The 18,416-nt window shown below is 63.1% G+C and carries 15 protein-coding genes; 5 read left to right on the top strand and 10 right to left on the bottom strand.

Going from position 1 to position 18,416, the window contains the following annotated elements; genetic code table 11:
- The first annotated feature begins 128 nt into the window (after positions 1-128).
- Positions 129-1,478 carry a carbohydrate porin gene (locus tag P6U31_RS24715; protein WP_407184374.1) on the top strand — a complete coding sequence of 450 codons (1,350 nt, stop codon included), beginning with the start codon at positions 129-131 and terminating at the stop codon, positions 1,476-1,478.
- A 198-nt stretch (positions 1,479-1,676) separates the two neighbouring features.
- Here the strand turns inward: P6U31_RS24715 and P6U31_RS24710 are convergent, their stop codons facing one another.
- On the bottom strand, positions 1,677-2,282 hold the full coding sequence (locus P6U31_RS24710) for a TetR/AcrR family transcriptional regulator (RefSeq protein ID WP_407184373.1): 606 nt from the start codon (positions 2,280-2,282) through the stop codon (positions 1,677-1,679).
- 307 nt (positions 2,283-2,589) lie between these two features.
- Between P6U31_RS24710 and P6U31_RS24705 the strand changes: the two genes are divergently transcribed.
- Positions 2,590-3,855, top strand: a complete 1,266-nt coding sequence (locus tag P6U31_RS24705) for an alpha/beta hydrolase family protein (RefSeq protein ID WP_407184372.1) — start codon at positions 2,590-2,592, stop codon at positions 3,853-3,855.
- A gap of 135 nt (positions 3,856-3,990) precedes the next feature.
- On the opposite strand, the gene hpnH is transcribed toward P6U31_RS24705, so the two are convergent.
- A complete protein-coding gene (gene hpnH / locus P6U31_RS24700; protein ID WP_407184371.1) occupies positions 3,991-5,151 on the bottom strand; it encodes an adenosyl-hopene transferase HpnH in 1,161 nt (386 codons plus the stop codon).
- A gap of 36 nt (positions 5,152-5,187) precedes the next feature.
- Positions 5,188-6,114, bottom strand: coding sequence for a 4-hydroxy-3-methylbut-2-enyl diphosphate reductase (gene ispH / locus P6U31_RS24695; protein ID WP_407184370.1), 927 nt, complete (start codon positions 6,112-6,114; stop codon positions 5,188-5,190).
- Positions 6,115-6,579: 465 nt separating this feature from the next.
- Between ispH and P6U31_RS24690 the strand changes: the two genes are divergently transcribed.
- Positions 6,580-9,168: an MMPL family transporter gene (locus P6U31_RS24690; protein ID WP_407184369.1), complete on the top strand. Its 2,589-nt coding sequence runs from the start codon at positions 6,580-6,582 to the stop codon at positions 9,166-9,168.
- Here the strand turns inward: P6U31_RS24690 and P6U31_RS24685 are convergent.
- The gene (locus P6U31_RS24685) at positions 9,136-9,777 is read right to left on the bottom strand and encodes a DUF2147 domain-containing protein (protein WP_407184368.1); all 642 of its coding nucleotides are present in this window, start codon (positions 9,775-9,777) and stop codon (positions 9,136-9,138) included. The two genes, P6U31_RS24690 and P6U31_RS24685, sit on opposite strands and share 33 nt — an antisense overlap.
- A 141-nt stretch (positions 9,778-9,918) precedes the next feature.
- Here P6U31_RS24685 and hpnO point away from each other — a divergent pair, with 141 nt between their 5' ends.
- Positions 9,919-11,310, top strand: coding sequence for an aminobacteriohopanetriol synthase HpnO (gene hpnO, locus P6U31_RS24680; RefSeq protein ID WP_407184367.1), 1,392 nt, complete (start codon positions 9,919-9,921; stop codon positions 11,308-11,310).
- Between the two features lie 223 nt (positions 11,311-11,533).
- On the opposite strand, the gene P6U31_RS24675 is transcribed toward hpnO, so the two are convergent.
- From P6U31_RS24675 to P6U31_RS24650, 6 genes are all read right to left on the bottom strand, one after another.
- Entirely contained in the window at positions 11,534-12,298 is a 765-nt protein-coding gene (locus P6U31_RS24675; protein ID WP_407184366.1) for an anti-sigma factor family protein, read from the bottom strand.
- The gene (locus tag P6U31_RS24670) at positions 12,295-12,843 is read right to left on the bottom strand and encodes a sigma-70 family RNA polymerase sigma factor (protein ID WP_407184365.1); all 549 of its coding nucleotides are present in this window, start codon (positions 12,841-12,843) and stop codon (positions 12,295-12,297) included. The genes P6U31_RS24675 and P6U31_RS24670 overlap by 4 nt, the downstream gene beginning before the upstream one ends.
- Before the next feature lie 142 nt (positions 12,844-12,985).
- Positions 12,986-13,321 carry a cupredoxin family copper-binding protein gene (locus tag P6U31_RS24665; protein ID WP_407184364.1) on the bottom strand — a complete coding sequence of 112 codons (336 nt, stop codon included), beginning with the start codon at positions 13,319-13,321 and terminating at the stop codon, positions 12,986-12,988.
- 14 nt (positions 13,322-13,335) lie between these two features.
- On the bottom strand, positions 13,336-14,280 hold the full coding sequence (locus tag P6U31_RS24660; RefSeq protein ID WP_407184363.1) for a metallophosphoesterase family protein: 945 nt from the start codon (positions 14,278-14,280) through the stop codon (positions 13,336-13,338).
- Positions 14,281-14,420: 140 nt separating this feature from the next.
- Complete coding sequence (locus P6U31_RS24655; protein ID WP_407184362.1) at positions 14,421-15,302, bottom strand: alpha/beta fold hydrolase; 882 nt, start codon at positions 15,300-15,302, stop codon at positions 14,421-14,423.
- A gap of 12 nt (positions 15,303-15,314) precedes the next feature.
- Positions 15,315-16,934, bottom strand: coding sequence for a GMC family oxidoreductase (locus P6U31_RS24650; protein ID WP_407184361.1), 1,620 nt, complete (start codon positions 16,932-16,934; stop codon positions 15,315-15,317).
- Between the two features lie 175 nt (positions 16,935-17,109).
- Here P6U31_RS24650 and P6U31_RS24645 point away from each other — a divergent pair, with 175 nt between their 5' ends.
- Positions 17,110-18,282, top strand: a complete 1,173-nt coding sequence (locus P6U31_RS24645) for a M20 aminoacylase family protein (RefSeq protein WP_407184360.1) — start codon at positions 17,110-17,112, stop codon at positions 18,280-18,282.
- The last annotated feature ends 134 nt before the right edge of the window (positions 18,283-18,416 follow it).

The raw sequence follows: 18,416 nt of genomic DNA, 5'->3' as shown, positions 1-18,416 counted from the left end.
CCAAAGCAGCTGCGTGGATGCGCGGCTGCGATGGTGTGCGCTGGGGAAGGAGCGCGTTCCAGGCTCGAGGGCTTGGCCGGAACGTGAGGCTAGAATGACAAAGCCGAGACGGCGGGAGGACGAGAGAAATGTTGCGCAGGATTGTGAACACCGCATGTGCGTGCGGTGTGGGGATTGCTTTGTCATCGCTGTGGGGCGGTGCAGTACATGCGGCCGATTTTTCAACGAAAGCTGCGCCTCTTCCTTATGCGCAGGCCGACGATTTCTGGACGAGACCCTATCTGTTCGGCGATCTCGGCCGGACGAGGCTGAAGGAGCAGGGCATCGAGCTGGGCCTGACGCTGGGTAACGAATCTGTCGGCAACGTCACAGGTGGAAGCAGGAACACCGCAGCCAACGCCGGTCAGCTATGGTTTGGCGCGAAGCTCGACATGGGGAAGCTTGCCGGCATCCAGGGCGGCACCGTCGGCCTTACGCTGGTCGACCGCTTCGGCAAGAACCTGAATACCGAGGCGGACATTCCCGCCTTGCAGCTGACCAACGAAGTGTTCGGCCGTGGCAATATTCTGCGCCTGACCCAGCTCTATTATTCGCAGAAGCTCTTCGATGATCGCCTTGAGCTCAAGGGTGGTCGTCTTCCCGTCGGCTCCGACTTCTTCTTCGGCCTATGCGAGTTCATCAACCTGACGTTCTGCGGCGGCCAACCCGGCAACATCCAGGGCGGGTACATCTATAACTGGCCGGTGAGCCAGTGGGCCGGCGTCGTCCACTACAAGCTGGCTCCGGAGTTCACGATTTCGGTCGGCGTCTACGACGCCAATCCGAATTACCTGACGACGTCAGATCCTGCCGTCTACTTCTTGCCCGGAATCCCCGCTTCGACTCCCGCCAGCGGCGTGTTGGTGCCGGTGGAGTTGGTGTGGGCGCCGAAGGGGCCCTTGAACGGGACCTGGAGATTTGGCGGCTGGTACGACAGCGCATCGACCATTGATGGTGGTCTGCCCGGTGTCATCTCCACCATCCCCGGCATTGGAGGCGTCCCTGATCAAAATCTCGGAGATCAACGCGGCCGCTACGGCGTTTACGAGTCCATCCTTCAGCGCTTGAGCGTCGACGGTCCGGGCGCACAGGGATGGTATACCTTCCTCAATACGACCGTTGCTGATCATCGGACGTCGTACCAGGACTACCAGATCGCCCTGGGCTTCAGGCATACCGGAACGTTCAGCTGGCGTCCCCAGGACGAAGTCGGCTTCGCGGTGGGTACGACCCACGTGAATTCAGCGGCCCTCAGCCCCAACGCCGGCGGCAACGAAGTTCCGATCGAGGTCTGGTACGGATGGCAGGCGACCGGCTGGATGAACCTCAAGTTCGACGCGCAATACGTGATCAATCCCGGCGGGCGCGGCTATAACGCCGCGGGCGTGAAGACCGACAATGCCGTGGTCCTTGGCATGCGCACCGAGGTCCACTTCTGATGCGATGCTCACCCGTCTGATGCGAAAGCCGGGCTTGCCTGTCGACCGGCATGCCAAGAAATCCCATCGGAGCATACGCAACATGGGGCAGCCCCGCCCTTGGCGGAGCTGCCCCGCAAGTGACCGATTTCCGCAGTTCGCCTGCTGGCAACCGCGTAATTCCCAACAACAACACAACGGACCCGCCCTGAACCCGTATCAATTCTTTCGCACCAACGGCAGAAACACTAAGTCTATGATTTCGTAGATCACTTGATCCGACAGCCTCGTCGGTTTCACGAAGAGCTCATTGCGGGCAAGATCAATTGGGACAGCTTTCACACGCGGCGATAATTTTTCGGTGTCCACTTCGCCACGCGCAACGCCGCGTCGCAAGACTTCCTCAAGCATGTCCGTCTCGCCGATCTGCTTGGCAAGGTTGTGGCGTACGCCGCTTAAGTCGTGAGTAGCTGGCGCGAGATCGTTGCGTAGATCGAGCATGAACCTGATCGGTGCGGGTGTCGCCCGTTCTGACCACTTGCGCAGCAAAAGCGCCAGTTCCTCGCGCACGCTGCCCAAGTCCGGCACGTTGATCGGATTGCTAGCGAAGTGGCGGCCAATCGCGGCGACGGCCAGTTCGGCGCGCCCGACCCACCGCCGCGATAAAACCGGTCTGCTGGTGCCGGCACGCTGTGCAACACCTTCCATCGTGAATCCGGCGTAACCATGCTCCTCAAGTTCGGCCCACGCCGCCTGTAGCAACGCGTCCTCGAGCACAGCACCGCGACGACGATGGGGCGGGTCGCCTGAAAGGCTCCTGCTCATACAACTCCATCCCTTACCGCTAGACCGCGCGCATCAATCGAACCCGACGATGCTCGTGTGACGGGTAACATAAGATGCGGCCAGAATCCTATTGACATCGCCACCCGATTAGGATGCATAATGTATCTTATTGCAATGGAGGCGTCTGCGGTGAGCGAGCATTCCTCAAACCCGCCTAGGAGGACGCCTGATGCAAATCAGAATGGTGTGGGCGCGCGCGGCCGGAGCCGTCTTCGCGCGCGAGGTATCAGCGAAGAACTGCGCGGCAAGAATGACGCTCTAGGAGCGACCAAAAAAGGAGATTCGAATGGGATCGGTCAAAGACGGCGAAATACTAGCGCAACGTATGAATCCGAAAAGCAGGCTGTTCTTCATGGACCCTGAAGACGAAGACCTGGATTTCATATTTCAGTGGTTCGTTGGGTGGATAGCCTACGGTGCCGGCACTCCTGGTGAGCTGTTTACGATCGCTCGCAAGGTAGATCCGAAGTCGGCGCGGAGCTGGATGACGGAATTTCAGAATGAGGGAAAAAAGGTTGAAGCGATCGCCGAAGACTGCCTGAAAAAGGGACATAGGATCAGCGCCGGCCAAGCGTTCTTGCGAGCCTTCGCCTACTACCGCGCGTCGTACTGCGCGATCGATCCGAAGGATGATCTCTTTTTCCCTGTCTATTTCAAGACCGTGGAATGCTTCAAAAAATACCTCGATGCGATGTATCATCAGTTTCCACACGAGTACGTGGAAATCGACTACAAAGGCTACAAGTTCCCTGCCATCTTCCTCAAGGCAGAGAACAGTAACAAGCCAAAGCCGACGATCTTCTTTCATAACGGCGGCGAGTCACACAAAGAGGACACCTTCTTCCTGGGGGGAAAAGATGCCGTCGAGCGAGGCTATAATGCATTGCTCGTGGATCTGCCTTACGATGTCCAGCCAAGGTCCTATGACCCCGAGATCACAGCAAAGAACTTTCCTAAGGTCGATCTGATAGCTGCTTATCGTGCAGTTACCGACTTCCTCGTCGCTCGCCCTGACGTAGATCCCAAACGGCTAGTGGTATGCGGCGATAGTTATGGTGGCATGAAGAGCACGTTGAACGCAGCAAACGACGATCGTTTCGCCGCGCTTGTAGCTAGTGCGCCATTATACTCTTGGCCGCTCGTGATCAAAAACGGCGTCATGCCTCTCCAGTTCACCATGGGCGATGCGGAAGAGTCGAACAGGACGGTAAACAGCTTGCCGTGGCTTCCCCGAGTGACGCTACATCGAGTCTGTTGGATGCATGGCTTCGACAGCTTGGTCGAGTGGCTGGCCGCAACAGAGAATACTATGGAGCTTGATCCGCAAGACATTAAGTGCGCATTCCTGTCGATACGCGCGGAGTCCGAAGGACCAGAGGTTGTTAGACAGGCGACCGAGTGTTTTGAAAAAGCATCCTCCAAAAAGAAATCCCTATGGATAGGGAAAGCAGAGGACGGTGCCGATTGTCACTGTCAAATCAACAATCTGTCGTTGAGATTCCAGGTGCAATTCGACTTCTTGGACGAAGCCCTTGACTATAAGGGTTACTAGGCAGGCAAGATCATGAGGCCCCTAGCCAGCCGAGGAAAGGTGTAGGGGCTTGCGCGACGCAAGCCCCACTCACACGCTCCTGGTATCTCCCCAAGGTCCGCTGTCTTTGATGATGACGATCCCGTTGCGCTGAACTTACGCGGCCGTCGAAGCCTTCTGTGCAGCCTTTGCCTGCGCGGCGGCGGCTTCGTCCTTGCGGATCTCGGAGAGCTTCTTCTGGACCTGCTCGGAGAAGATGTACTGCGCGGGGCGCTGCTTGGAGAGGTCGATCTCCGGCGCCATCGGACCCGAGGTCTTGATGCCGCGCAGCGACACCCACATCGCCTTCAGCGGGTTGTTGAGCGCTGCGGTCGCCGCCGTCGGCTCGTAGCCGCAATGGGCCATACAGTCGGCGCACTTCTCGTAACGACCGGTGCCGTAGCTGTCCCAGTCGGTGGTCTCCATCAGCTCCTTGAAGGTCTTCGCGTAGCCTTCACCGAGCAGATAGCAGGGCTTCTGCCAGCCGAAGATGTTGCGCGCGGGCATGCCCCAGGGCGTGCACTCATATTCCTGGTTGCCGGCGAGGAAGTCCAGGAAGAGGCCGGAATGCATGAAATTCCACTTCTTGCCCTTGCCCAGCGCAAAGACGTCGCGGAACAGCTTCTTGGTCTTGGTGCGGTTGAGGAAGTGTTCCTGGTCCGGCGCGCGTTCATAGGCGTAGCCCGGGGACATCGAGACGCCGACGCCGAGCTCGGTGGTGAAGTCGAGGAATTTGGCGATCTCCTCCGCCGGGTGGCCGTCGAAGATGGTGGCGTTGACGTTGACCGTGAAGCCGCGCGCCTTGGCCGCCTTGATCGCGGAGACGGCGCGGTCGAACACGCCCTTCTGCGACACGGCCTTGTCGTGATGGTCACGAAGACCGTCGAGATGCACGGAGAAGAACAGGTAAGGGGACGGCTCGAACAAATCGAGCTTCTTCTCGAGCAGCAGCGCGTTGGTGCAGAGCGAGACGAACTTCTTGCGCGCGACGAGGCCGCGCACGATCTCGCCGATCTCCTTGTGGATCAGCGGCTCGCCACCGGGAATGGCGACCATCGGCGCGCCGCACTCGTCGGCCGCGTCCCAGCACTCCTGCGCGGTCATGCGGCGGTTGAGGATCGCATCCGGATAGTCGATCTTGCCGCAGCCGACGCAGGCGAGGTTGCAGCGGAACAGCGGCTCCAGCATCAGCACGAGCGGGTAGCGCTTGCGGCCAAGCAGTTTCTGCTTGAGCAAATAGCCGCCGATACGCATTTCCTTGAAGAAGGGGATTGCCATTACAAGTTTCTTTCTGGGCTTTTCAATTCGGGTGGGTCAGCTCGCAGCCAGTTGGGCCGGAAGCCGGAATTCGATGTTTTCCTCGCGGCCCGGCAGTACGGAGACCTTGACCGGTCCGATCCGCCGCATCGCTGCAATCACGTCATCCACGAGTACCTCGGGCGCCGAAGCGCCGGCCGTGATGCCGACGGTCCTGGCATTCTTCAACCACTCCGGATTGAGCTCGCTGCCGTCAGCAATCAAATAACTCGCGACGCCGGCCTCGGTGCCGATTTCGCGAAGCCGGTTCGAGTTCGAGCTGTTGGCAGCGCCCACCACCAAGATCACGTCGACCAGCTTGCTCAAGTCCCTTACCGCAGATTGGCGGTTCTGTGTCGCATAGCAGATATCCCGGATATCCGGACCTTGAATATCTGTAAAGCGGGCCTGAAGGGCGGCGATGATGTCCCTGGTGTCGTCGACCGACAGGGTGGTCTGGGTGATGTAGGCCACTGGCGTATCCGCCGGCAGGGCCAGCCCGTTAACCTCTTGAACGCTTTGGACAAGCAGGACCGGGCCGGGAACCTGGCCCATCGTGCCCTCGACCTCGGGATGCCCGGCATGGCCGATTAGGATCAGCGTGCGGCCCTTGGTGATGTAGCGCTTCCCCTGATTGTGAACTTTCGTGACCAGAGGGCAGGTGGCGTTGAGCACCGGAAGGTCGCGCGCGGCGGCCTCTTCCTCGACGCTTCGGGCGACGCCATGGGCGCTGAAAACCGTCACCGACTTTGGCGGGACCTCGGACAGCTCCTCGACGAAGATTGCGCCTTTGTTCTTCAGGCTTTCGACGACGTATTTGTTGTGCACGATCTCGTGGCGCACGTAGACGGGCGGCCCGTACTTCTCCAGCGCCCGTTCCACGATCTCGATCGCACGCACCACCCCCGCGCAGAAGCCGCGCGGTTGCGCCAGATAAACTTCCATAGGACGTCCGTCACGCAAGTTGCACCAATCCGCTTCGTAAGTCCCCCGCGGCACTCCGATACTGACCAATGAGTTGCAATATCCGCACCATTGGTTCGCGCACGCGGTAGCCACCCACCCCGGTCGGGGCTCCGGCGCATGGAGGCGCAATACTTTGTGTCAAAAAATCGGCAGCAAGGAAAGGTGGAATGAAACCCTGGGGCCAGCTTGGGGCTCGATGTAAGGTATTATAGTATAGATTTTGGCGTGCGCAAAACGGCGACATCGGTGCTCACCCCTTCGTCACTTTCCCGCCTCAACTCGCCGGCTATACCGACCGCCCCCGCATGATTTTGCCCGGGTCTCCCGCGTTTACTTCGAACCTTGTTGCGGCGAGAACCACCCAAAACAGCAATAGGTTTCGCCCGGGAACTCCGATAAACAGCGGGCGTTCTCGGCAAGCTGTTAACCGCAGAAAGAAAAGAAGTGCTGCAAAGCGTAGTCGTTGCCATCGTCAGGGCCTGCACCCGGTTTGCCTCCCTCGTCGTCGTTCTCGGGCTCCTGCTGGCAGTGGGCGCGGGCTATTACGCGTCCCGGCACTTCGCCATCAACACCGACATCAATTCGCTGATTGCCCAGAATCTGGACTGGCGCCAGCGCGACCAGCAGTTCGACCGCGCCTTCGACCGCGATGCCACGATCACGGCGGTCGTCGAGGCCAAGACCCCCGAAATGGCGAGCGCGGCATCGGGTGCGCTCTATGCCAAGCTGAAGGACGACAAGACCAACTTCCAGTCGATGCAGCAGCTCGGCAGCGGCGAGTTCTTCGAGAAGAACGGCCTGTTGTTCCTGCCGACCGAGGAAGTCGGCAAGATCACCGGCCAGTTCGAATCCGCGGCGCCCCTGATCGAGATCATGGCCGGCGATCCCTCCATCCGCGGCCTGACCGGCGCGCTGGAGACGGGGCTTGCCGGCGTCAAGCGCGGCCAGGTCAAGCTCGACAACACCGCGCGGCCTTTCAACCTGATCGCGCAGACCGTCGAGACCGTGCTCAACAAGGGCGCTGCGAGCTTCTCGTGGCGCGAGCTCGTCAGCGACGAGCCGCTGTCGGATTCCGACAAGCGCGCCTTCATCGAGTTCAAGCCGATCCTCGACTACAACGCGCTGGAGCCGGGCAAGGGCGCTACCGACGCGATCCGCAAGGCCGCTGCGGATCTGGAGTTTCCGACCAAATACCAGGCGCGGGTGCGGCTGACCGGCCCGGTCCCGATCGCCAATGAGGAATACGCCACCGTGCAGGAGGGCGCCGTCATCAACGGCGTCGGCACGGTTCTCGTCGTATTGGTCATCCTGTGGTTGGCGTTGCATTCGGCCAAGATCATCTTCGCCGTGTTCGTCAATCTCTTCGTCGGTCTTGCGATCACGACCGCGGCCGGCCTGATGATGGTCGGATCGTTCAATCTGTTGTCGATCGCATTCGCGGTGCTGTTTGTCGGGCTCGGCGTCGATTTCGGCATCCAATACAGCGTCCGCTACCGCTCCGAACGCTACAAGCACAACGATCTCACGGGCGCGCTGGTGCTGGCGGCCAAGCGCTCGGCGGTGCCGCTGTCGCTCGCGGCGATGGCGACGGCCGCCGGCTTCCTCTGCTTCATGCCGACCGACTACAAGGGCATCGCGGAGCTCGGCCAGATCGCCGGCGTCGGCATGCTGGTGGCGTTCCTCTCCTCGATCACCGTTCTGCCGGCCATGCTGAAGCTGCTGAACCCGCCCGGCGAGAAGGAACCGGTCGGCTATGCCTTCCTCGCGCCGCTCGATCACTTCCTGGAGAAGCACCGCGTGTTGATCGTTGGCGGCACGCTGCTGCTTGCGCTGGGCGGCCTGCCGCTGCTCTATTTCATGAAGTTCGACTTCAACCCGATGAACCTGCGCAATCCGAAGGCCGAATCGATCGCGACCTTCCTCGATCTGCGTAAGGACCCCAACACGGGCGCCAATGCCATCAACGTGATGACCACGTCCGAGGAGCAGGCAAGGCAGGTCGAGGCGAAGCTGGAGAAGGTGCCTGAGGTGCTGCGGGTGATGTCGCTCGACAGCTTCGTGCCGCAGGACCAGCCGCCGAAGCTGAAGCTGCTCGCGCAGGGTGCCAAGGTGCTGAACCCCGCGCTCAACCCCGAACAGATCGATGCGGCGCCGTCGGACCAGGAAAACGTCGAGGCGCTGAAATCCTCGGTCGACAATCTGCGCCGGACCGCCGGCGACGCGAAAGGCCCGGGCGCGCTCGCCTCGCGCCGTCTGGCAGATGCGCTCGAAAAGCTCGCCAATGGCGACGAGGCCACGCGCAACAAGGCGCAGGACGTGTTCGTCACGCCGCTGAAGATCGTGCTTGACCAGCTCAGAAATGCGATGCAGGCCGAGCCCGTGACCCTGAAGTCACTGCCGCCCGATCTCGTCAGTGCCTGGAAGAGCAAGGACGGCATCATCCGAGTCGAGGCGCTGCCCAAGGGCGATCCCAACGACAACGACACGCTGCGCAAATTTGCGGCGGCGGTGCTCGTTGCCGAGCCGACCGCGATCGGCGGGCCGGTGTCGATCCTGAAATCGGGTGATACCGTGGTGCGGGCGTTCATCCACGCCGGCATCTACGCGTTGCTGGTGATCGGCCTGTTGCTGTGGATCACGCTGCGCCGCTTCGTCGACGTGCTGATGACGCTGGTGCCGCTCCTGGTTGCGGGCGCGGTGACGCTCGAGATTTGCGTGTTGATCGGTCTGCCGCTCAACTTCGCCAACATCGTTGCGTTCCCGCTGCTGCTCGGTGTCGGCGTCGCCTTCAAGATCTATTATGTCGTCGCCTGGCGCTCGGGCAGGACAAACCTGCTTCAGACCAGCCTGACACGCGCGATCTTTTTCAGCGCGCTGACGACCGCGACCGCGTTCGGCAGCCTGTGGCTGTCGAGCCATCCTGGCACGTCCAGCATGGGCAAGCTGCTGGCCCTCTCGCTGGTGACGACGCTCGCGGCCGTGCTGCTGTTCCAGCCAGCCCTAATGGGCAAGCCCCGCAATCTCAGGGAGTAGGCAGATGTCGCCGACCGGATCGGCGGCGCTCTTCTGACCCGGCTTGGCTGCGCCGGCGGCCGCCTTCGGAGCTGCGGGCGGAGGCGCAGGCGCAGGCGCGGCGGCAACCGTCGTACCTGCGGTTTTCGGCGCCGGGCCAGCGGATTTTGGCGTGCTCTTGGCCATGGCGTTGGCGGTGCTCGAGGGGATGGGCGGGCCAACCCGGGTCCAGGTCTCGCCACCGCAGAGAAAGCCCATCACGCAGCCTTTGATTTCTAGCTGGTCGGCACCCGTCGGCGTGATGGTCGCGCTATAGGTCTGGCCGTCCTGCGCGTTGTAGACTTGTCCTTCCCACTGATCGGCGCCTGGCTTCTTCTTCATGTCGATCAGCGTCACCATGCCCAGCGTCGGCCTGCTCCTTTTCGAGACATCTGGATTGTTCTCGTCGCGCCCGCCGGGTTTCTTTTCCCAGGAAACCGCGCCCCACATGCTGCCATAGCATTGGGCGACGCGGATGTTGGCGACGCCGTCGGCCACCCGCCAGTCGCCGGTTGGATCGGCGGCGAGCGCCGGCGTCAGGCAGCTGTAACCGCCAGCCAGTATTAGTCCGGTGTAAAGGGCCAAACGCATGATAGTTCCTCGGCAGTGCAACATGGTTTAAAGCTGTGCTTGCGAAGATGGTCCGAAAAAGGGCAAAAGGCCGCACAGCCCGTTTTCAGTAACGGTCCCTTTTCAGTTGACGAGACGACCCTCAACCGAAGTATGTAACGGATGCACAGCCCAAATCCAGACATGTCTCAGCTATTCGCGGACCGTCAGGCCCAGCGCAGCACCCTGCATAATCGGTATCTGAACGAGCAGTTCGTTCGGGTCCTCAAGACCATCGGCTACGACGTCGGCTTTCAGAAAGGGCAGGGGCAGTACCTCTACGATCGCGATGGCGCGCGCTATCTCGACCTGCTGTCCGGCTTTGGCGTGTTCGCGATCGGGCGCAATCATCCGGTGATGCGCGATGCGCTCAAGAGCGTGCTCGATGCCGACCTGCCTAACCTCGTCCAGTTCGACGTCTCGACGCTCGCCGGCGTGCTCGCCGAGCGGCTGTTGAAATACGTTCCCTATCTCGACAAGGCGTTCTTCGCCAATTCCGGCGCCGAATGCGTCGAAGCCGCGATCAAATTCGCGCGCGGCGCGACGGGGCGTCCCGGCATCGTGTATTGCTCCCACGGCTATCACGGCCTGACCTACGGCGCGCTGTCGCTGACCGGAGATTCCAATTTCCGCACCGGTTTCGAGCCGCTGCTGCCGGGCTGCACCCCGGTTCCGTTCAATGATCTGGCGGCGCTGGAAAAGGCGCTGGCCTCGCGCGAGGTCGCGGCCTTCGTCGTCGAGCCGATCCAGGGCAAGGGCGTCAACATGCCCACCGACGAGTTCCTGCCCGGCGCGGCCGCGCTCTGCAAGAAATACGGCACGCTGTTCGTCGCCGACGAGATCCAGACCGGCATGGGCCGGACCGGCCGCTTCCTCGCGGTCGAGCACTGGAACGTCGAGCCCGACATGGTGCTGCTGTCGAAGTCGCTGTCGGGCGGCCACGTGCCTGTCGGCGCGGTGCTGACGCGCAAGAGCATCTTCGACAAGATCTTCAACCAGATGGACCGCGCGGTGGTGCACGGCTCCACCTTCTCCAAGAATGACCTCGCGATGGCCGCGGGCATCGCCACGCTCGACGTCATGGAATCCGAGAAGCTGATCGATGCGGCCGCCAAGCGCGGCGCCGAGCTGCGCCTTGCGCTGACGCGCATGGTGCCCGGCTACGAGCTGCTCAAGGAAGTCCGCGGCAAGGGCCTTATGATCGGCATCGAGTTCGGCCCGCCGAAATCGCTGCGGCTGCGCGCCTCGTGGAACGTGCTGGAAGCCGCCAACAAGGGCCTGTTCTGCCAGCTCATCACCGTGCCGCTGTTCAAGGATCACAAGATCCTCACCCAAGTCGCCGGTCACGGCAGCCACACCATCAAGCTCTTGCCGCCGCTCACCATCACCGAGGAAGACTGCAGCTGGATCGAGAAGGCGTTCGACGACGTCATCGCCGGCAGCCACAAGGTCCCCGGCGCGATCTGGTCGCTCGGCAAGACGCTGGTGGACAACGCGGTGAGAAGGTCAGCTTAAGGCCGATCGCTCAGGCCGCCCTAGGCTTGTTCACAATCTCGATGCGGTCGAGAGCCTTGCCCAGATCGCGCCTGGCGATCTGGATGTCGTAATCGTTCTGGAGATTTCTTCCCGGAGAACCTCGCCCGGATGCATGGGCTTGAGTTTCTTGGCCATCGTCGCGTTCTCCTAAGAGAGGTGTATCGGCTTCTGATACATTCCTGGAGCTGGTGGGGCGGCGATGCTACCCCTCCACATTCGCCTTCATCGCCGCCTCGAACTTGTCGACGAACTCGGCGAGCTCGTCGGCGCCGATATCGCTGACGGCCCAGAAGTTCAGGCCGCGCTCGCCCCAGCGGCGGCAGTTGAAGCCCTGCATGGTCTGGGTCTTCGGCGGCCGGTGCTCGGTGCTCGAAGTTTGCGACACGAACAGGTTGATCACGTGCTGCCGGCGCCGGTAGACCACGGCGCCGATCGCGCGGGCGTCGATATAGTCGAGCCGGCCGCCGACCAGCGTAAAACCTTGCGCGGTGAGATCGATCACCGGCGGGGCGACGTCGAGCTTGCCGTTGAACCAGGGCTTCACCGTGTGCTGGTCCGTCGAGATCACGTCGGTGAGGTGACCGGCCTGGAGCGAGCGCAGATGCGCGGAGACGACCTCCGACAGGATGCGCTGCTGGTCGTCCTGGCGCAGCACGACGGCGACAACGCCTGAGGCGGCGAGCGCAGAGACCGCCGAGCCCATGGCAAAGCCGCGCAGCACGGAGCGGCGGGTCGGCTGGGCTTGCTGCTTCGGCAGCGAGGCCTCGATCCGGTCGCGCAGGCTTGCCGGCGCGGTATAGCGCAGATTGGTGCCAGCGAGCATGCGCTGCATCTCGCGTTGCGCGGCAAACTCGGCTGCGCAGTCCGGGCAGCCGGCGATATGGGCTTCGACCTCGCGCGCATGGCCGGCATCGAGCTCGCCGTCGAGCAGCGCGTGAAGCATGATTCTTGCTTCGTCGCAGGTCATCTGGAGTGCTCCTCTTCCGCCGTCCAGGCGGCGCGCAGCATGGCGCGGGCGCGAGCGAGGCGGGACATCACGGTGCCGACGGGGGCGCCGACGACTTCCGCGATTTCGCGATAGGATAGGTTGTTGATCTCACGCAGCACGAACGTTTCCTTGAACGGCTCGGCGAGCGCGTCGATCAGCTTGCGGATGGCACCTGCGTCGCGGCTGCGCAGCATCTCGGTTTCCGGGCTCGCCTCGCTCTCCTGCCAGATCGGCGTCTGCTCGGCGGCGCCTGGCGTATCCTCGATCGCGCTGGGCCTCGACGCTCGCCTCGCATATTCTGCGTTGCAGACGTTGCGCAGGATGGCGAACAGCCAGGGCTTCATCGCCGGGCCGCGGTAGCTATCAAAATGCTTCAGCGCGCGCAGATAGCACTCCTGCACCGCGTCCTCGGCGTCGGAGGCATCGCGCAGCAGGTAGCGTGCGAGCGTGTAGACGTCGTCGAGATAGGGCAGCGCCGCCTCGCGGAAGCGTTGCGCCTTCTGCACATCGTCGGTGGCGGGCATCGCTCCTCGCTTTGCCTCTTGTTCTGCTCGTGGCTTCGTTTCGTCCCTGTTGGGTGTGCCGTTGTTGGTGACCAAAGGCGCACGAGCCCGGCCGGCGTGGGACCACCGGCCGGGCAAGACGTTGATGCCTTGGTTGGAGACGTTACTCAACCTTGATCATCCCCGTCATGTGCGGGTGCAGCGAACAAAAATATTTGTAGTCGCCCGCATTGGTGAAGGTGAACGCGAACTTGTCGTCGGTGTCCAGGGTCTTGGATCTGAATTTGCCGGCCGACACCACGGTGTGCGGGATGTCGTCCCGGTTGGTCCAGGTCACGGTGGTGCCGACCTTGATCTTGAGCTCGGCCGGCTGGAAAACGAAGTTGTCGATATGGATTTCCATGTCGTCGGCGCGGGCCTTTGTTGCGGGCAACAGGATGGAAGCGGCCAAAGCGAGGCCGAGATCGAGACTGAAGTCGCGGCGGTTGAGTGTCTTCATTGTCAGCTTCCACCTCAGCCCTGGAGCGGCGTGTCGATGATCGCGAGCCGCTGCTCGTTCTGCTTGAAGTTGATGCTGGCGACCCCGAGCATGCCGCGGAGCCTGGCGTCCTCGACCTTCATCGGGCCGGGCGAGGGGGCGGCGCCCGGCGCCGGCTGCGGGAAGGCGGTGGAGCGTGCGGTGTGGAAGGTGACGTTGCCCTCGACCTTCTGCATCACCTGATGGATGTGCCCGTTCAGCACGGTGACCGAGCCGAAGCCCTTGACGTATTCGAGCGCGCGACCGCCGTCCTCGGTGCCCCAGCCCCATTCGGGATAGACCGTCCAGAGCGGAATGTGCGCGAACAGCACGATCGGCGTCGATTTCGACTTGCCGCGCAAATCGTCCTCGAGCCAGGCGAGCTGCTCGGCGCCGAGATTGCCGAGACCGCCCGCCTTGAGGTCGACGACGTTGACGAGGCCGATGAAGTGCACCCCGCCGGCGTCGAACGAGTACCAGCCGTGCCCCTTGGTGCCGCGGCCGTAGCGCTCGCGATAGAGCTTCACCTCCTCGTCGATGAAATCATGCTCGCCGGGGACATAGTGCACGTCGAGCTTGGTCTGCGAGATGATGCGCTCGGCATTGTCGAACTCGGCGGCTTTCGACAGATGCGTGATGTCGCCGGTGTGGATCATGAAGGAGGGCTTGGCCGGCATTGCGTTGATCTTGTTCACGGCCTCCTCCAGCGTGCCGAGCGCATTGGGATTGGCCGGCTTGTCGAAGCCGACATGGCTGTCGCTGATCTGGAGGAAGGTCATGCCCGGCGCGGCCGCGGTCGCAGCTTGCGCGGAATCGATGATGCCGAGCGCGCGCGGCACGCCGCCCGTGACGGTCCACAGCACCCCGGTGCCGGCCCATGTCATGCATTCCAGCACCTTGCGTCGGCTGACGCCGTCGTCCCCGTGATCGTGTCCGCTCATCGTGCATCTCCGCTTCGCCCGGAAGTGGGCTTCGGGGAGGTGATCGGGGGAGGCGCGGGCTTATTCCCGGATGGGATGACGTTTTCGTGAGGTGGGATCTCGTACCCCGGGCGCACTGCAGCGCGTCCCGGGCACCAGATTTATGTCGCAAATTCCCGCACGGCTTCCACTACGGCTGCCGGCACTTCCTGCGCGACGCAATGCCCGGCGTCTTCAAAGACGAACGTGCTGACGCGGGGTATCAACGACACGGCGCGTCGTGCCATCTCCCAATAGATCGGCCCCGACCTCGCAGCGGTCGAGACGCGCACCGGGCAGTCGATCTCGGCGAGCGATCCAAACGGATTGCCGCGGGCATCGCCGACATAGACCTGCTCCATCGCCTCGTAGATCGGACGCAGGATCGCGGATTCGATCTCCGGCGTGCAGCACAGCCGCACCCGACCATCGTCGAGCCGCACGAAGCCGTGACGCAGATAGGCGCGGAGCGATGCTTCGGTCCAATCCGCAAAGGCCGGCGCCACGCGGTAGCGCTCGAACACGGCGTCGGCACTGTCGAATTCGGCGCGTCGGCGCAGCGTGCCCTCGACGCGGGCGAGGGATTCGCCGCTCAATCCGCCGATGCCCGCCGTGCGCGGGTCCATCACCGTCGGCTCCATCACGAACAGGCGCGTGAAGCGGCCGGGCAAGAGCTTTGCCGCGAGCAGGAGATCGGTCGCACCCGCGCTGTGGCCGATGCCGTAGACGTCTCGCAGGCCGAGCGCATCGACCACCCGGCAAACATCCTCCGCATAGTCCAGGAAATGATAGGCACCAGGCTTGTGGCTCGCGCCGTGGCCGCGGCGGTCGAGCGCATAAACTGTGTAGGTCGATGCGAGCTCGCGTGCGACCTCGTCCCAGACGGCGGCGACGAAACCGGTGCCGTGTACGAGGAACGCAGGCGGCCTGCCGCTCGCGCCCCATTGCAGCAGGGCGATCTCTGCGCCGGCGGGGCCGATGGAAAAACGCTGTGGGGTGATCATGCGTGACGGATGCTACTTCGCATCCTCCAGGATCATCGTCGCACCTTTCTCCGCGATCATCGCGGTCGGCGTGTTGGTGTTGCCCGAGGTGATGGTCGGCATGATCGAGGCATCGACGATGCGCAAGCCTTCGAGGCCGTAGAAGCGCAGGCGCTCGTCGACCACCGCCAAGGGATCGCTCGCCGCGCCCATCTTCGCGGTACCGACGGGATGGAAGATGGTGGTGCCGATATCGCCGGCGGCCTTTGCCAGCGAAGCATCGTCGTCACCGACGGAGGGGCCGGGCAGATATTCGACCGGGCGGTATTTGGCCAGCGCCTTCTGCTGCATCAGGCGGCGCGTGGTGCGGATGGCGTCGGCGCCGACCTGGCGGTCGTCCTCGGTCGACAGGTAGTTTGGCGCAATGATCGGCTTCTCGTCGGGCGCCGCCGAGCGCAGCCGCACGGTGCCGCGGGAGGTCGGCTGCAGATTGCAGGCGCTCACCGTGATGGCGGGGAAGCGATGCAGAGGATCGCCGAACTTGTCAAGTGACAGCGGCTGCACGTGGAACTGGATGTTGGCGCGCGCGCGCGTCGCGTCCGAGCGGGTGAAGATGCCGAGCTGCGACGGCGCCATCGTCAGTGGACCGCGGCGGCGGAACGCGTAGTCGAGGCCCATCAATCCGCGGCGGAACAGATTGTAATAGGTCTCGTTCAGCGTGCGCACGCCCTCGACCTTGTAGATCGCACGCTGCTGCAGGTGATCCTGCAGATTGCGCCCCACACCGGGCTTGTCCATGACGATGTCGATGCCGAGCGGCGACAGCCAATCCGTGGGGCCGATGCCGGAGCGATGCAGCACCTGCACCGAGCCGATCGAGCCGGCCGAGAGGATCACCTCGCGTTTCGCGCGCGCTTCGATGATTTCGCCGTTCTGAATGAAGCGCACGCCGACGGCATGGCCCTGCTCGATGATGATGCGGTCGACCAGCACGTGTTTCTCGAGCCGCAGGTTTGCCCGCTTCAGCGCCGGCTTGAGAAAGCCGCGCGCCGAGGACCAGCGCCGGCCGCGCTTCTGGTTGACGTGGAAATAACTGGTGCCTTCGTTGTCGCCGGTGTTGAAATCCGGGATGCGCTTGATGCCCATCTCCTCGGCGGCATCACCGACTGCATCGAGAATGTCCCAGGAAAGGCGCGGTGCCTCGATGCGCCAGCCACCGCCAGCGCCATGATGCTCGCTGGCGCCGAGGAAATGGTCTTCGAGCTTTTTGAATAGCGGGAGCACGTCATCGTAACCCCAGCCGGTCATGCCGAGCTGGCGCCAGTGATCGTAGTCGGCAGCCTGTCCGCGCATCGAGATCATGGCGTTGATCGCCGAGCAGCCGCCGATCACCTTGCCGCGGGGATAGGCGAGCGAACGGCCGTTCAGGCCCGGCTCGGGCTCGGTCTTGAACATCCAGTCCGAGCGCGGATTGCCGATTGCGAAGAGATAGCCGACCGGGATGTGGAACCAGATCCAGTTGTCGTCCCCGCCGGCTTCGAGGACGAGGACGCGGTTCCTGGGCTCGGCCGAGAGCCGGTTGGCGACGATGCAGCCGGCTGTGCCGGCTCCGACGACAATGTAGTCAAACTCACCTTCGAGCCGCCTCGGCATTCTGCTTCCACCCGGATGGTCACTTAGCGTTCCGCCCTAATAGGCAGACGCGACGGATCGGGACAAGCCCGGCCATGCCGGGCGGGCAGGGCTAAACCCCGATGTCAGGCGGTTGGGTGGACCGACGCTTGCATGGTAGACAGGCCTGCATTTTCCACAAAGCTCGAGACCCTCCATGCCCATCGTGAACCGCGTCGCCGACCTCCAACCCGATATTCAGGCCTGGCGCCGGGACATCCACCAGCATCCCGAGCTGCTGTACGACGTTCATCGCACTGCAGCATTCGTGGCGGACCGGCTGCGCGAGTTCGGTTGCGATGAGGTCGTGACCGGCCTTGGCCAGACCGGCGTGGTCGGCGTGATCAAGGGCAGCAAGCCGGCCGGCGAGGGCCTCAAGGTGATCGGCCTGCGCGCCGACATGGACGCGCTGCCGGTCGAGGAGCAGACCAACCTGCCTTACGCCTCCAAGACCCCAGGCAAGATGCACGCCTGCGGCCATGACGGCCACACCGCGATGCTGCTCGGGGCAGCCCGCTACCTTGCCGAGACCCGTAATTTCGCCGGCGATGCCGTGGTGATTTTCCAGCCGGCGGAAGAGGGCGGCGCCGGCGGCGCGGCCATGGTCAAGGACGGCCTGATGGAGCGCTTCGGCATCGAGCAGGTTTATGGCATGCACAACGGCCCGGGCATTCCGGTCGGCTCGTTCGCGATCCGGTCGGGCCCGATCATGGCGGCGACCGACGAGGTCGACATCATGATCGAGGGCCTCGGCGGCCACGCCGCGCGTCCGCACAAATGCGTTGATTCCGTGCTGGTTGGCGCGCAGGTGATCACCGCCTTGCAGTCGATCGTCGCGCGCAGCGTCGATCCCCTGGAATCGGCCGTGATCTCGATCTGCGAATTCCACGCCGGCAACGCCCGCAACGTCATTCCGCAGACGGCAACGCTGCGGGGTACCATCCGCACGCTCTCGCCCGAGGTGCGCAAGCTGGTCGAGAAGCGCGTGCACGAAGTGGTCGCGGGCGTCGCGCAGATCACCGGTGCCAAGATCGACCTGCGTTACAAGCGCAACTACCCGGTCGTGAACAACCACGCCGCGGAAACCGAGGTGGCGCGGCGCATCGCCAAGCAGGTCGCGGGCGAAGCCAACGTGCACGAGATGCCGCCGCTGATGGGCGGCGAGGATTTCGCCTACATGCTGGAAGCGCGGCCCGGCGCCTTCATCTTCTGCGGCAACGGCGACAGCGCCGGCCTGCATCACCCCGCCTACAATTTCAACGACGAGGCGATCGTCTACGGCACGTCCTATTGGGTGAAGCTCGTCGAGGAATCGCTCGCGGCATCGTGAGGTCGGCTGTTCGTTTACCTCGCCCCGCTTGCGGTGAGAGGTCGGAATGCGCGCGTAGCGCGGATTCCGGGTGAGGGGGACTCTCCACGAGTCCATCTCTCACCGTGATCGCGGAAGCAGCCCCTCCCCCCAAC

It is taken from the genome of Bradyrhizobium centrosematis (genome assembly GCF_045571495.1).
In the GTDB taxonomy this organism is placed as follows: Bacteria; Pseudomonadota; Alphaproteobacteria; order Rhizobiales; family Xanthobacteraceae; genus Bradyrhizobium; species Bradyrhizobium centrosematis.
The sequence above is the reverse complement of the archived record's forward strand: the minus strand, read 5'-3'. Positions and strand labels throughout refer to the sequence as shown.